This window comes from Streptococcus sp. VT 162 (assembly GCA_000688775.2).
Lineage (GTDB): Bacteria > Bacillota > Bacilli > Lactobacillales > Streptococcaceae > Streptococcus.
Window position 1 is genome coordinate 1,888,602 of sequence record CP007628.2, and the last position, 14,285, is coordinate 1,902,886.

The window sequence follows — 14,285 nt, forward strand, 5'->3', positions numbered from 1 at the left end:
CTGAAGAAATTGCTTTTATATATAGTATGGTCTTAGCAAGCTTATTTGAACACCAAAAAGAGCTAAGTGAACGTCTTCAAACCACAGAGACAATTAAAAATCTCTATGAACAATTTTCCAAATTTATGTTACAAAATTTTGATGATTTATTTTTTAGTAATGATAATGTTTGTGACAGTGATGAGTACAAGCTATTCAACTTTATCCTAAGAGAAGGTCTTTTAAAGAAGACTAAATATGCTGTTTTACAAACATGGGCAAAGCATTATAAAGAAGACTCGAGTGAACTAAAGAACTTGCTATCTATTTATCAACTTGTTCAAAAAATCAAGTATCACCTTGGGCTAAAAGGTGAAGATAAAAATCAGGAGCTTAAATTTGGCCATTACACCAAGGGGAGCACTCTCCAAATTATGTTAGATCAAGAGAGGACTGATAAGGAGGATTTTTCAGTATCTGGAAAAACTCGCTTGTATAATGCAAATTATATGAATGATCCTGAGGAAGGAATCGTCATAGAAAAGATATTAGGCTTAGATAGACGAGATATCTTAGAACCAAGCTCATGGTTTTTAATGAGTTTTACAAACAAAACGGATGATCTGGCCATGTGGTCCCAGTATGGTGATGATGCTAAAGGTGTTTGTCTGGTACTTCGTGAAGATGATTTTTCTAGATTTACTTCCTTCAATGATGTTTCTTGGCGTAAAGAGGCCATCCCCTTAGTAGAGACAATGAGTAAGATAGAATCTACTCTATCGTACGATTTAAAAGGCTCGCCAAATGAATTAAATAATATTAAACCAACTGTAGCTGTTAAAGATGAAGAAAAAAGGTCGAAATCTGAAAAAAAAGAGAATGTACCAAAAGGGGATAGTGATTATCTCTATAGAATAGCCTACGTTAAAAATATAGGTGAAGATATAGAACTTGAACAAACTGAACTATTTAGTAAGTCCGAAATAGAAGATTTAGCAAAAATGTTGAATAGTTTAAAGAAAAAACTAGATAGTGGTTCAAAAGTTACGGAGAAGAACTATCAAGATGCTATTGCTGAGTGTATAGAAGAGATTCGCTACTTATTTAAATCTGTCGATTACAAATATGAAAACGAACTTCGTATCTTACGCTATTCCAACCTAGATCCTAGCAATAAGGAAATCAAAATTGATAAAACTTCTGGAGTAGGTAAACTTTATGTAGAACGAAAAAATTCCATTCAAATCGGTGAGATCATTTTCGGTCCTAAGTTTCCGAATCCTGAGTACGTGACTCCTTTATTAAAACTTTTAGATAAGGAAATTAAGTATAAGAAATCTACGATAAAATTTAGATAAAGGCTGATAAAATCCCTTAAACTTCTAGTTTTTACTAGGAGTTTTTTTATATGTAAAATTTTTACACATATTTCTTGACAGGGCTTTCAACTTGAGATACAATATATTTGAAAAGAGTATATATAAAATTTTTATATAATATAAAGGAGGTTTCCCATGTACTTCCCAACATCCTCTGCCTTGATCGAGTTTCTCATCTTGGCTGTACTGGAGCAGGGGGATTCTTATGGTTATGAGATTAGTCAAACCATTAAGCTCATCGCCAATATCAAAGAATCTACGCTCTATCCCATTCTCAAAAAATTGGAAGCCAGTGGCTTTCTGACCACCTACTCTAGAGAGTTTCAGGGGCGTATGCGCAAATACTACTCCTTGACCAATCGGGGCGTAGAGCAGCTCGTTACTCTAAAGGAAGAGTGGACGCTCTATACCGACACCGTCAACGGCATCATAGAAGGGAGTATCCGCCATGACAAGAACTGACTATCTGACTCAGTTAGAAACCTATCTCAATAAACTGCCTGAAGCTGACCGCATCGAAGCTATGGACTACTTTAAGGAACTATTTGACGATGCAGGTTCAGAGGGCGAAGAGGAACTCATTGCCAGTCTAGGAACACCAAAAGAAGCGGCTCATGATGTCCTCTCTGATCTTCTCGATAAAAAAGTCAATGAAGCCCCTGCTCAAAAGAATGACCGTCAACTGCTACACATTGCCCTCCTGGCCCTGCTAGTAGCTCCTATCGGAATTCCGGTCGGGATCGGCATCCTCATGGCCATCATCGGTATTATTATCGCAGCCGCCTCCGTCATTCTAGCCTTCTTTACCGTCTCTGTGACAGGTATCCTACTGGGCGGACTCTTTATCGTAGAGAGCTTTAGTGTCCTAGTCGAAGCCAAATCTGCCTTTATCTTGATTTTTGGGGCCGGTTTGCTTTCTATCGGTGCTTCTTCTCTTGTTCTACTGGGCATCTCCTATGTAGCTCGTTTCTTTGGGCTCCTGATCGTCCGCTTGGTGCAATGGATTCTTAAAAAAGGAAAGAGAGGTGATAGACATGCGTAAATTGACAAAAGGATTTCTCATCTTTGGTGTGGTTTCTACAATCCTTGGTTTTATCATGATCATTGTAGGCGCCCAGTCCAATGGTATTCAAAGTTTGCTTGCCATGTCAAAAGACCCCGTCTATGACAATCGTATCGAAGAAGTGACCTTCGGAAGTGAGGTGGAAAAACTTGATTTGACCCTTGAGGAACATAGCCTAACTATCACAGAGTCGGTAGATGACAAGATCCACATCACCTATCATCCTTCCGTGTCTGGTCGTCACGATCTGACTACTGGCATGAGTGACAAAACACTGAGCGTCACTGACAAACAAGCCTCCCAACATCGTTTTCTCGGTTCAGGAATCGAAAGCCTACTTCGTATTGCCAGCAATTATTCTCACCGTTTTGACGAAGTCATTCTCTCCCTCCCTAAAGGAAGAAGGCTGCAAGCTATCACCGTCTCAGCCAATCGTGGACAAACCAATATTCGTCAAGCCAATCTTGAAAATGCGACAATCAAAACAAAAGGCTATCTCTTAAAGATAACAGAAAGCTCTATCAAGAACAGCACACTAACGACACCTCATATCATCAATATCTTTGATACCGAATTGACAGATAGCCCGGTCAAGACGGAGGGGGGACACATCTATGCTGAGAATATCCAGGTTCACGGCAAGGTTGAGCTAGAAGCCCATTCCACTCTAACACTCATTCTCTCCCAGAAAGAGACCGACCGTATCAATCTAGAAATTTCTTCTCAGCATGGTGGTATCTATCATAAACCCAAAGAAGAACATCGTGGACAAAAAGAGAATGAACTTACCAACCCCTACAAGACAGACAAAGCAGATGTCAAGGACCTGCTCATTGCAAAAGCCAACCAGGATATCTACCTACCTAAAGAAGAGCACTCTTCTCCATCTAGAAATCATTGACAAAAACGCTTTCATCTGCTAGTCTAAAGATAGAAAACGACCATAAAAAAGGAGGTTCCACCATGACACAAGAATGGTTTGAAAGCGCCGATCTTGAGAAGAAATCAGCTCAGATGAAATCGGAAATTCAGCCCGACCAACCAGAGACTTCGGAAACTGTGGAGACCGAACCACAAGCAAGCCAAGAAACTCCTATCTCACCTAAAGAGTCGGAAACGCATGAGGCGGAAACTCCCGAAATAATCGGGGAAATCCAAACCGAGGAACAGAGAGAAGGGAAAGCTGAAGAGAAACACAAGCAAGAAAACTCTGTAAAAGAGAAAAGTATTCTCAGCAAGGCTTTAGAAAGCCCCTATATCCCAGATATTGACCCTCGTAAAACAGCCAGATTCAAAGAAGAAATCGCACTATTTTGGTCTTGGCTACTGGATGCTATCCAAGAACCAACTACCAGCAAGACCACGGACCAAAAGCATCGTTACAGTGTCTTTGCCCTGCTCACTTTGCTGTCTTCGATTAACCTTTTCTTTAGTATCTATCATATCAAGCACCTCTACTATGGCTATATGATTTCTATTGCTAATAGTTCTCCTAACCAGCTCCCACCTTTGGATCTCTTTGCTGGCCTTTCTATCTTGGTCGCTAGCGCTCTATTTTACTTTTCCATCATTTTGGGAGGCTTTACTGTCCGACGTGTGCTGGATCAGGAGAGTGACTTCACATTCCAAGAAGCTTGCGATCGTTACAGCCGACTCTTTGCTATCCCGCTTGTCTTAACATCTCTAGCAAGTTTCTTTGCACTCTTTGGTGGCTTACGATTTGCTGGTATCCTCACTCTTCTAAGCATGGCCATCTTTGCCCTTGGAAATCTCTTTGTGATTAGCAAGCCAAGTAAGACCAGTAGCCTCGACCCATTTTATCGATTCTTGCTAGCTGTCTTACTTGATGGCGCTATTCTCTTGCCCTTCTTCATTGCAGAGCTCGCGCTGACAGTAGACTACCTTCGCATCCTGACCTTCTTTTAACCAAAATCCCTGCCATTGACCAATGACAGGGATTTTTTATACTAACTATTTTTTAAACAAGGCCTACTCGATGCTTGCCAATTCTTCAAAGTCTTTTCCCAAAATGGCTTGTACTTCTAGTTGATTGGCATCTAATTGCTGGTAAAATGCTTTTGGTAGTGACTCTAGGAATCTTGCATAGTCCAAGCGAGCGATGGATTCGTAGTCTTCGGCTTTTGAACCATCACCAGAAATCGCCACTAGGTCAATCTCCCAAACAAGTTCCTTGCCTGCTAGCTGCTCAGTATAGTGCGCCGGTACAAAGGGTTCCTTTGGCAAAATCGTCTTGACTCCCTGGGCTAGGTGATAGATACCGTACACCTTGCCTTGAGCATCTGGGTAAAATTTCACACTGGCAAGGTAGGCATCAGAGCCTTGAACCTTCTTGACTAGCTCTTCAAAACGTGCCAATCCATCCTCAGCCAAAAAGCTCTCGAGGTATTCCTTGTTGAGATAGATAGGGGACAAGAGCCCTTGGCAGTATACTAGACGAGCCACTTTGTCAGCTAGATAATTCTGAACTGTTTGTCGGAAATAAGCTTCAAAGTCAAAGTCTTCTAGCCCTTCTACCACTTGCCCCAACTTGCTCGATAGGGCTTGGAGGAGAGCTTCTACAATCTCCCAGTCCGCTCTGGTAAGGAAGTCTGGAATCACCACTTGATAGCCTTTTCGACTATCCGCATAGTTCACCTTGAAGAGAAATTGTGACTGACCTACAATCCCACACTCGATATACTCGAGACGATTAAGCGGCTGACGGAGATAGACTGAATCATAACTGTGTGACTCCAAGCCCTCCACCAAGGCCAAGATAGACTTGGCAGTCAAGATCTCCTGTTGTCCGAGGATGCTTTCTTTATTTGGGATAAAAAATGTTTTCGCCATAACTGGCCTCCTTTGAAATCGTTTACATATAGTATAACCTATTTTCCTGAAAGATACAGAAACAAATTTTAGATTTTTAGATAAAAAGCATAGAAAAACAGCCCCTAAGGGCTGTTTGCTTTATACTGTAGCGACTTGATCCAAGCTTTCACCGATTACAGCTAGATGCTCGATTACTTCTGCTTGTGTCAATTCATTTTCTGAAACATAGCGGTTTCGTGGGTGAACACGGCACTCGTGTGAGCATCCACGGAGATACTTGTCTTCATTTTCTTCTGATGTTAGGATACGACGGTTACAGAAGGGATTTCCACAGTTGACATAACGTTCACATGGTGTTCCATCAAACCAGTCTTTCCCTACGATGGTTGGGTTAACATGGTTGACATCGACTGCGATACGCTCGTCAAAGACGTACATTTTCCCATCCCAAAGCTCACCTTGAATTTCTGGATCTTTACCGTAAGTTGCGATTCCTCCGTGCAATTGGCCGACATCTTTGTAGCCTTCACGGACCATCCAGCCTGAGAATTTCTCACAGCGAACTCCACCTGTACAGTAAACCACGACACGCTTGTCCATGAATTTTTCCTTGTTGTCACGAACCCATTGTGGCAACTCACGGAAGTTGCGGATGTCTGGCCGGATAGCCCCACGGAAGTGTCCTAGGTCGTACTCATAATCGTTACGTGTGTCAAGGACAACTGTATCTTCGTCAAGAAGGGCTTCTTTAAACTCTTTTGGAGACAAGTATGCACCTGTTGTCTCAAGTGGGTTGATGTCGTTGTCAAAGTCGTTGTCTTCCAAACCAAGGTGAACAATTTCTTTCTTGTAGCGAACAAACATCTTCTTGAAGGCTTGTTCATTTTCTTCGTCAATCTTGAACCAGAGGTCTTCCATTCCTGGGAGGCTGTGAACGTAGTCCATGTATTTTTGAGTTGTTTCGTAATCACCTGAAACGGTTCCGTTGATTCCCTCGTCAGCGACTAGGATACGACCTTTAAGGCCGATTGATTTACAGAAAGCCAAATGATCTGCCGCAAATTGTTCTGCGTTTTCAATCGGAGTATAAAGGTAGTAAAGTAAGACACGAATATCTTTTGCCATAAGATTTGTTCTCTTTTCTATTCTTAAATTTTCAGAATTTTTCATTCAACTATACTAGTATACCCACTTGGGAAAACGAATGCAATTTATTTGACTGGAAATTATATAGAGAGTCCTGCCCCTGCACTTCATCAGTAACCATACCGAATCGCAGATAATTCTCTCAATTTTTTGATTTGCTTAGCTTGATTTTCTGACAAACCCAGCTTGTTATCAATCAACACACGTGAGATGTCAACGTTCATTTGGCTCAGAATAAATGGAGTAGAGGTCCCATCATCCTTTAATCGTTTTTGATAAATCACTAACTGATTTTTCAAGGGAGTAAGTTGAGGCGCAGCCTTTATATCTTCCAATAGATAATCAATAATGATCATCGCTTCACAACGCCTTTCTCTACCTCCGGCAAACCATTTTAATGGTGTCATTCTCATTTTCCTCCTTAAATTAAAAAACTATCATTCCTAACTCTCGATCCAGTATTTAACCAAACACCCTCTGTAAAAAAGTCAGCAAAAATGGTAATGTTGCGAAAATATTATTGATCACATGCACCGCATAAGATGGATAAATGCTCTTGGTATAGCGGGTCAAACCAGCAAAGATGATTCCAGATGTTGTAAAAACGAAAATATCTAACAGACTAGGCAGACTTGAAAAATGAGGGAGAGCAAATAAAATAGACGGAAGAAGCAAATCAAGACCAAATCTCGAATCTTTAAAAAAGGCGTGTTGCAGTAATCCTCTATAGATTAACTCTTCCATCAGTGGAGTCAGAAAGAACAGGGTTATATAGATACCTAACTCGGCAAAGTTAGTCCCACTATAACCAATCAATACAGCCCAACCTTCCGCAGTTGACTGAACATGTTTAGCTGTCTGAACGTTAAAAGAGATCTGGAGCACTACCACTAATACTGTCAAAATCGAATACCAAAGCCATTTTTTTCTTGGAATGCGAAAGAGATAGCCATGGCCTGTCTTAACCAGAATCCAAATCATGACTCCGATAAATAGCAAACTCAAGATATTTTGAATCCAGAAGAAATTGCCAATCTGGGAAGAAAATTGCCAATAGTTTTGGACAATAAGCGTCAGCTGAGAAAGGCCAAATACGAAAAATAGGTAAGAGAAGACAGCACTCATTTTGAAAAGAAGGCGATATTTTTTCATAATAAATCCTCTATAGATGTATGTGTATCACATCGCATAAACCCTCAGAACCACTGTTTTCATTTTTACATCCTAAAAATCACTACCTCCCCTAGAGAACTAGGGAAGGCAGTGATCACATTTTTAGGAATGAATACACGAAATCAATCAATCTTATGATTTTTTGTTTTTCAAGAATTCGTCATATTGTTTTTGCATTTCGTTCAATACTTTTTCGTAGGCACCTTCAGATTTCAATTTTTCCATCAATTCTGGAATAGCTTTATCTGGGTCTACAGTACCAGTGTTGATAGCTGTATCGAATTGTTGCATTGTGTTAGAAATTGCTGAGATTTCAGATTTCACATTGTCAGTGTTAAAGATGAATCCAAGTGCTGGAGATTCTTTAGCTTCTGCCAATTGTTTCTTAGAATCTTCGATTTGTTGGTCTGTAACGTTTTCGTTGATGTAAAGAATCCAGTTGTTACCAGTGTTCCATCCACCCATGTGAGTATTTCCTTTGTAGCCATCAAGGACGCGTACACGGTTTTCTTTACCTTCAATTTTTTCCCAGTTCTTGCCTTCTGGACCGTAAACAAGGCCGTTCAAGAGTTCTGGGTTCGTGTTCAAGAGGTTCAACACTTCCATTGATTTTTCTTTGTTCTTAGAGTTGTTTGAGATAACAAAGTTGGCAACTTGTGTTGTTTGATTTTTCTTGATAAAGTTAGTGATTGGTTTAATTTGGATGTCTTTGTTCGCAACGCGTGAAAGCAAGCTGTTACCGTAGTCAGCTGGTCCTACTGTTTCTTCACGAACGAACCAAGTATCTTGTTGAAGGTCAAATGAAGTGTCGCTTGTTGCTACGTCTTTTGGAATGTATCCTTCTTCATAGAATTTGTGAAGAGTCTTCAAATGTTCTTTGAAACGAGGCACTTCGTAACGGTTTACGATCTTAGTAGTGTCTCCTTCAAGGTCGATAACAAATGGAAGTCCATTTGGTACTGGGTAGTCAAAGTTATCAGATGGAATAAAGTTCTTCGTAACCGCAAATGGTACTACGTCTGGAGCTTTTTCTTTGATTTGTTTCAAGACTGGTTCAAGTGTTTCGTATGAAGTGACACCTGAAATATCGATACCGTATTTAGCAAGAAGAGTTCCGTTGAAGGCAAAGTTTTGAGATGATGCAACGTTAGCTGCAACTGGTACTGCATAGATCTTACCGTTTACAGTGTTCCCTTTGATGTAAGCTGGGTCAAGTGCTTTGTAAAGCTCTGCTCCTTCTTTTTTATACAATTCTGTTAAGTCAGCATAGGCACCTTTTTGAGCATTTACGACATAGTTAGATGCAAATGCGATATCATAGTTTTCACCAGATGATGTGATGACAGACATTTTCTTATCATAGTCACCCCATCCGAGGTATTGGATATCCAATTTGGCACCAACTTTTTCACCGATGATTTTGTTAGCATTTTCTAGCAATTCATCCAAGTTATCTGGTTTGTCACCAATTTGGTACATTTTGATAACAGTTTTTTCACCTGAAGCTGAGTCCGCAGCTTTTTTGTTATTACCTGTAAGGTTTCCACAAGCAGCGAGACCAGCAGCCAAAGCGACTACGCTAGCAGATGCAAAAGCATATTTTTTCCAGTTTTTCATGATAAAAACTCCTTTTTTTATTTTTAAACTTATAAACGATTTAATAATTTTTAACTTCAATCGCTATGATGAAGTTGAGAAGGGAGAAACGGTGTTTCTCAGTAAGTGCTATTCTTTCACACCACCGATTGTCAAACCTTTAACAAAGTAGCGTTGGAAGAATGGATACAGAATCGCGATTGGAAGGGTTGCAACTACAACCATGGCCATACGACCTGTTTCTTTTGGAAGAGCGACTCCCAGTTGGCCAGATAGGCCGACTGCTTTTGCAATGTAGTCCATATTTTGCTGGATTTGCATAAGCAAATATTGCAATGGATACAAGTTATCACTCTTGATGTAAAGAAGGGCGTTGAACCAGTCGTTCCAGAAACCAAGAGCTGTCAAAAGCGTAATGGTTGCGATACCTGGAAGTGACAATGGCAAACAAATCTGGAAGAAGATCCGAGCTTCACTGGCACCATCAATACGAGCAGATTCGAGAATGGCTTCTGGAATGGTCTTCTTGAAGAAGGAACGCATCAAGATGATGTTAAATGGTGAGAGAAGCATTGGAACAATCAAGGCCCAAACTGTATCACCCAGTTGAAGCAGGCGAGTGACCACGATATAACCTGGTACCAAACCAGCATTGAACAACATACTAAGAAGAGCAAAGATCGTAAAGAATCTGCGATACTTAAAGGTTGTCCGTGAAATGGCGTAGGCATAAGTGGTTGTAATGAAGACGTTGGTCACTGTTCCGACTACGGTTACAAAAACTGAGATAAAGAGCGCTTGGAGGATCTTATCTTTAAACTGAGCTAAGAACTGGAATCCATCTACACCAAACTTTGAAGGGAAAAAGCTATATCCATACTGGAGGATGCTCTTTTCGTCTGTCACCGAAATGATGATAACGAAGATAAAGGGCAAGATACAAGAAAGAGCGATCAAACCAGAGATGATACTAAAGAAGATATCTGCTTTCTTACTGAAGGAGTGAATGCCGACATTATCGATTTTTTCTTTTTTAATTTTCTTTTCTGCCATATTCTCCCCCTTTCTAGAACAAAGCTGAGTTTGGATCAACTCGTCTTGCAAGCAAGTTTGATAGAATAACCAGTATCAAGCCGACAACGGATTGGTAAAGTCCGGCTGCTGAAGCCATACCGATATCTGCTGTCTGAGTCAAACCATTAAAGACATATACATCCAAAACGTTGGTTACATTGTAAAGCTGACCAGCATTATGCGGGATTTGATAGAAGAGACCAAAGTCTGCACGGAAGATATTTCCGACTGCAAGGATGGTCAATACAGTTACAAGTGGAGTCAACTGAGGAATGGTTACGTTGCGAATCCGTTGCCACTTGCTAGCTCCGTCCACTGTTGCTGCTTCGTAGTAGGTTGGGTCAATTCCCATGATCGTCGCATAGTACATGACACTGCTATATCCAAAGCCTTTCCAAATACCTAGGAAAAGGAGAAGGTATGGCCAAATGCCTAAGTCAGCGTAGAAGTTGACTTCCTTCATGCCAATGGATGTTAGGAAATGGTTGAAGACCCCTTTGTCAATGTTTAGGAAGGCATCTGTAAAGAAACTGATGATAACCCATGACAGGAAGTAAGGGAACAACATAGACGTTTGGAAAATTTTAACCATTCTCTTAGAGCGGAGCTCGCTGAGGATGATGGCAATCCCCACTGATACAATCAAACCGATAAAGATAAAGCCGAGATTGTAGAGAACGGTATTACGAGTGATGATAAAGGCATCTTTTGAACTAAACAAGAATCTGAAATTATCTAACCCGACCCATTTACTATTCACAATACTATCTATGAAACCATTACTGGTCATATGGTAGTCTTTAAAGGCGACCACATTCCCAAATACTGGAATGTAAAAGAATAGAATCAACCAGAGTGCCCCTGGTAAAACCATCAAGAGAAAGATCCAGTTATCTCTCAAGGTCTTTGAAAACTTTTTCATACTTTCCTCCCTTTTTATTCCTAAAAACTGATTTCATCGAATTTTTAGGTTTGATAACGATTACATTATTAGTATACTCCTAATTGATGGCTAGGTTAAACTACTAATTATAGAAAAAACTCCACAAATTATTTTATGTGGAGAAGTTTTTTATAAGAAATAGGTTTCACGAGAAACACTCTGAACAAGGGACACTGTTCTTGTTTTTATACTCAATGAAAATCAAAGAGCAAACTAGGAAGCTAGCCGCAAGCTGCTCAAAGCACCGCTTTGAGGTTGCAGATAAAACTGACGAGGTCAGTAACATCTATACGGCAAGGCGAAGCTGACGTGGTTGAAGCTGACGTGGTTTGAAGAGATTTTCGAAGAGTATTAAGTCGTATAAATCGTCGATGCGGTCGCAATAGTGTGCCACTGGTTGGCTGTAGTTGCTGCAAAATCCTTGTCTGCGTAGAAGTCAGTAAATGGTAGGATTTTAACTTCTAGCTCGTCGATGCGGTCAATCTGCCCTATCAGATAAGCCTCGATACGACTTTCTGCTCGTTTGATACGTTGCAAAAGTCCGCCCATACGGATATCGACTGTATCCAAGCCAAAGACCTTGTTTTCTTTCAACCATTGGTGGCTAAAGAGAGCATGGAAGGTTTCAATCTCTCTTCTGAGTTTTGGTAATTCTTCTCTGGCGATTTGCTGCAAGCTGACTTTTTCACCGACTTTATAAGTTTCACGAATGCGTCGTCCAACATCAACCTTACTACTTAAAATAGCATTCAACTGAGCCTGTGTTTCAAAGAGATAAGCATAGTTCCCAGCTTTTTCTTTAATGTCAGAGAGAATCTCAGCTGCCTGAGCGAAGTGTGGTTTGTCCTGTTCAGGTGTCATGTGTCGATCAAGAATCGGACAGAGAACATCCTGATAAAAGACATAGCGGTTGGGATTGATACCACTGAGATTATCTGGCAGGTCTGGCAAGAGGTTGGCTAGGTCGATCTGCATGAATTCCTCAACTGATAGACCTGTATTGGTCTTGAAGTGGGCAGACAAACGGTCGAGGTTATTGCGGTAGCTGAGTTCTGCCCAGATTTGCAGACTTGGTAGAATAGAAAACTGGGCAGTTTCCCCACCATTGTCCCCCCAACCCGTTACAATGACTTCTGTGATGTCGTTAGCACGACAGGCTTTGTTGGCTTCAAGAGCAATAAGACGGCTGAAATGGTTGTTGGGTGTGAAACCGATCCACTTCCAAGCACCACCTGCAAAGGCAAGGTCATGACTAATCTTGTGATGGTTGCGGAAATTGCGATTGTATTTTTCCTCGCTATCCTGATAATAGTCCCAGTAAACCAAGGTTACACGGTCTTTGAGACGATCTAGGTAGACACGAGTTTCCTCAGGAATCTCCACATCGCGATCGTACTGGCCATCTGCTGACATGAGTTTGAAGAACATATCACTCCACATCTGACAATGGAAACCATACTTGTCAGCAATATCTAATACGCGCTCCAAGTGTTGGCACATGAGGAGACTACGGTCCACAACACCGTTCAAAATGAGGTAGCGCCCCAAACCAACCAAATGGGCTTCGTCCATCCCGATATTGACCTTGCGAGTCTGCAGTTTAGATAGAGTGGCAAACATGCCATCAATCAGGTCATAAACCTTTTCTTCGCCGATAAGGAGAATGTCCTCCACATCACGGAGTTCTTGCACTTCCTTAACACCCCATTTGACAAAGGCTGACAAGTGGGCCAAGGTCTGGATGCAAGGCACAAAGGTCATGTCAAACTGCTGAGCGTAGGCTTCGATTTCCTGCAACTCCTCAGCCGAGTAGGCACCACGGAAATAGCCAAAGTAAGGCTGTCCCTCAATCTGGTAGGTGTCTTCCATGTAAAGCTCAAATGTTGAGTAGCCCATGAGAGCCAAGACCTCAATCATCTGTTTGGCAGAAGCGACATTGAGCACTGCATTTCGTGAACAGTCTGCCATGTAGGCCAACTCTTCGTAAGCAGCTTCTTCTTCAATCTCTACCTTATCCCCTTCTACTAGAGCTGTTGCCAATAAGGACAAGGCGCGGTATAGTTGGTGAGGTTTGCGATAGGTTAGTTGATAGTGTCCACTTTCACCCTTGATAGAGATAGAGGCCTGATCAGACTGAGCGACTGCAATTTCCACATCTGGTAAAGAGATATGCTTTGTCAGCAAGTCGATTGCCTGAGTTTGTTTGGGACTAAGTCCTGTAAATCTTACCACTGATTTTCCTCCTGTAGCCAGTTGACAAGGGCACCGTAGAGATTGGCGTCTGCGTGATAGGTGCAGGCCTGGATAACTGGTGCGATCGTGTATTCTTCGTAGGTTTCGACAAAGTTATCGACAGCCTTCTTGACACCTTGGATAAAGTCTGGATTCTGACTGATGGAGCCTCCCAGACTAATGACATCTGGGTCGATGAGATACTGAATATTGAGCAAGCCTTGCGCCAGATTACGGTTCATGCGTAAAATAGCTTCTTGACAAAGAGCATTACCAGCTGCAACCTCTTGGTAAATCTTGCGACCATCCCAGTCAGTCTGACCAGATTTTTCAATTACGTAGCGAACCATGTTTCCTGTAGAGGCTAGTAACGACCAGTTGTTGAGCTTTTCTGCTGGTTCAATGGTTGTCATGTAGCCAAACTCACCACCTAATCCGTGGCGACCACGGTGAAGTTTGCCATTGATAATCATAGCCCCACCAATCCCTGTCCCAATAACGACACAGGCTGCATTTTCAATCTCTGGATGTGCTAGCAGTTCACTCAGTCCAACACAGTTGGCATCATTTTCTAGATGGACAGGTAGCTGATGATGAGCAAGAGCTTCATACCAAGAAAAGCCATGGATGTAAGGCACAGCACTGATTCCCACAATGACACCTGTTTCTTGATTGACCGCGCCTGGGACGCTCATGGCAATGCCCTTATAATCTTTCTCCGACAGACGTTGGTCTAGCCATGCCAGTAAATCTTCTAGGGTTTCTGGTGTCGGTGTACTTGTCTTATCTAGTATTTTTCCATCAGGAGTCAGACTGGCAAACTTAATCCCAGTTCCTCCAATATCAATGGTTGCAATGATCATATTTT

At 41.5% G+C, this 14,285-nt stretch carries 14 protein-coding genes; 5 read left to right on the forward strand and 9 right to left on the reverse strand.

Annotated features, from left to right (window positions below; translation table 11 throughout):
- Window positions 1–125 precede the first annotated feature (125 nt).
- The 5 genes from V470_09385 (at window position 126) to V470_09405 (ending at window position 4,347) form a co-directional block, all read left to right on the forward strand.
- A complete protein-coding gene (locus V470_09385; GenBank protein ID AHZ48777.1) occupies window positions 126–1,337 on the forward strand; it encodes a hypothetical protein in 1,212 nt (403 codons plus the stop codon).
- Between the two features lie 156 nt (window positions 1,338–1,493).
- Complete coding sequence (locus tag V470_09390; protein AHZ48619.1) at window positions 1,494–1,820, forward strand: PadR family transcriptional regulator; 327 nt, start codon at window positions 1,494–1,496, stop codon at window positions 1,818–1,820.
- Window positions 1,807–2,400, forward strand: coding sequence for a membrane protein (locus tag V470_09395; GenBank protein ID AHZ48620.1), 594 nt, complete (start codon window positions 1,807–1,809; stop codon window positions 2,398–2,400). Before V470_09390 ends, V470_09395 begins: the two co-directional genes overlap by 14 nt.
- On the forward strand, window positions 2,393–3,322 hold the full coding sequence (locus V470_09400) for a hypothetical protein (GenBank protein ID AHZ48621.1): 930 nt from the start codon (window positions 2,393–2,395) through the stop codon (window positions 3,320–3,322). The genes V470_09395 and V470_09400 overlap by 8 nt, the downstream gene beginning before the upstream one ends.
- A gap of 62 nt (window positions 3,323–3,384) precedes the next feature.
- Window positions 3,385–4,347 carry a hypothetical protein gene (locus V470_09405; protein AHZ48622.1) on the forward strand — a complete coding sequence of 321 codons (963 nt, stop codon included), beginning with the start codon at window positions 3,385–3,387 and terminating at the stop codon, window positions 4,345–4,347.
- Between the two features lie 63 nt (window positions 4,348–4,410).
- On the opposite strand, the gene V470_09410 is transcribed toward V470_09405, so the two are convergent.
- The 9 genes from V470_09410 to V470_09450 all read right to left on the reverse strand — a co-directional run bounded on the left by V470_09410 (window position 4,411) and on the right by V470_09450 (window position 14,280).
- The gene (locus tag V470_09410) at window positions 4,411–5,271 is read right to left on the reverse strand and encodes a tRNA (5-methylaminomethyl-2-thiouridylate)-methyltransferase (protein ID AHZ48623.1); all 861 of its coding nucleotides are present in this window, start codon (window positions 5,269–5,271) and stop codon (window positions 4,411–4,413) included.
- Window positions 5,272–5,391: 120 nt separating this feature from the next.
- Window positions 5,392–6,378, reverse strand: a complete 987-nt coding sequence (locus V470_09415) for a sulfurtransferase (protein AHZ48624.1) — start codon at window positions 6,376–6,378, stop codon at window positions 5,392–5,394.
- Window positions 6,379–6,509: 131 nt separating this feature from the next.
- The gene (locus V470_09420; protein ID AHZ48625.1) at window positions 6,510–6,806 is read right to left on the reverse strand and encodes a bacteriocin immunity protein; all 297 of its coding nucleotides are present in this window, start codon (window positions 6,804–6,806) and stop codon (window positions 6,510–6,512) included.
- A gap of 55 nt (window positions 6,807–6,861) precedes the next feature.
- Entirely contained in the window at window positions 6,862–7,551 is a 690-nt protein-coding gene (locus V470_09425; GenBank protein ID AHZ48626.1) for a CAAX protease, read from the reverse strand.
- Between the two features lie 153 nt (window positions 7,552–7,704).
- Window positions 7,705–9,189, reverse strand: coding sequence for a sugar ABC transporter substrate-binding protein (locus V470_09430; protein ID AHZ48627.1), 1,485 nt, complete (start codon window positions 9,187–9,189; stop codon window positions 7,705–7,707).
- 108 nt (window positions 9,190–9,297) lie between these two features.
- The gene (locus V470_09435) at window positions 9,298–10,221 is read right to left on the reverse strand and encodes a sugar ABC transporter permease (protein AHZ48628.1); all 924 of its coding nucleotides are present in this window, start codon (window positions 10,219–10,221) and stop codon (window positions 9,298–9,300) included.
- Window positions 10,222–10,234: 13 nt separating this feature from the next.
- Window positions 10,235–11,164, reverse strand: coding sequence for a sugar ABC transporter permease (locus V470_09440; protein AHZ48629.1), 930 nt, complete (start codon window positions 11,162–11,164; stop codon window positions 10,235–10,237).
- Between the two features lie 372 nt (window positions 11,165–11,536).
- Window positions 11,537–13,417, reverse strand: a complete 1,881-nt coding sequence (locus tag V470_09445) for an N-acetyl-beta-D-glucosaminidase (protein ID AHZ48630.1) — start codon at window positions 13,415–13,417, stop codon at window positions 11,537–11,539.
- Complete coding sequence (locus tag V470_09450; GenBank protein AHZ48631.1) at window positions 13,411–14,280, reverse strand: ROK family transcriptional regulator; 870 nt, start codon at window positions 14,278–14,280, stop codon at window positions 13,411–13,413. Before V470_09450 ends, V470_09445 begins: the two co-directional genes overlap by 7 nt.
- Window positions 14,281–14,285: the final 5 nt, after the last annotated feature.

Bases quoted from the DNA above. Each gene is read 5' to 3' on its own strand.
- V470_09395 (AHZ48620.1), top strand. From the start codon at position 1,807: ATGACAAGAACTGACTATCTGACTCAGTTAGAAACCTATCTCAATAAA.
- V470_09400 (AHZ48621.1), top strand. From the start codon at position 2,393: ATGCGTAAATTGACAAAAGGATTTCTCATCTTTGGTGTGGTTTCTACA.
- V470_09450 (AHZ48631.1), bottom strand. From the start codon at position 14,280: ATGATCATTGCAACCATTGATATTGGAGGAACTGGGATTAAGTTTGCC.
- V470_09440 (AHZ48629.1), bottom strand. From the start codon at position 11,164: ATGAAAAAGTTTTCAAAGACCTTGAGAGATAACTGGATCTTTCTCTTG.
- V470_09430 (AHZ48627.1), bottom strand. From the start codon at position 9,189: ATGAAAAACTGGAAAAAATATGCTTTTGCATCTGCTAGCGTAGTCGCT.
- V470_09435 (AHZ48628.1), bottom strand. From the start codon at position 10,221: ATGGCAGAAAAGAAAATTAAAAAAGAAAAAATCGATAATGTCGGCATT.
- V470_09410 (AHZ48623.1), bottom strand. From the start codon at position 5,271: ATGGCGAAAACATTTTTTATCCCAAATAAAGAAAGCATCCTCGGACAA.
- V470_09405 (AHZ48622.1), top strand. From the start codon at position 3,385: ATGACACAAGAATGGTTTGAAAGCGCCGATCTTGAGAAGAAATCAGCT.
- V470_09415 (AHZ48624.1), bottom strand. From the start codon at position 6,378: ATGGCAAAAGATATTCGTGTCTTACTTTACTACCTTTATACTCCGATT.
- V470_09385 (AHZ48777.1), top strand. From the start codon at position 126: ATGTTACAAAATTTTGATGATTTATTTTTTAGTAATGATAATGTTTGT.
- V470_09420 (AHZ48625.1), bottom strand. From the start codon at position 6,806: ATGACACCATTAAAATGGTTTGCCGGAGGTAGAGAAAGGCGTTGTGAA.
- V470_09425 (AHZ48626.1), bottom strand. From the start codon at position 7,551: ATGAAAAAATATCGCCTTCTTTTCAAAATGAGTGCTGTCTTCTCTTAC.
- V470_09390 (AHZ48619.1), top strand. From the start codon at position 1,494: ATGTACTTCCCAACATCCTCTGCCTTGATCGAGTTTCTCATCTTGGCT.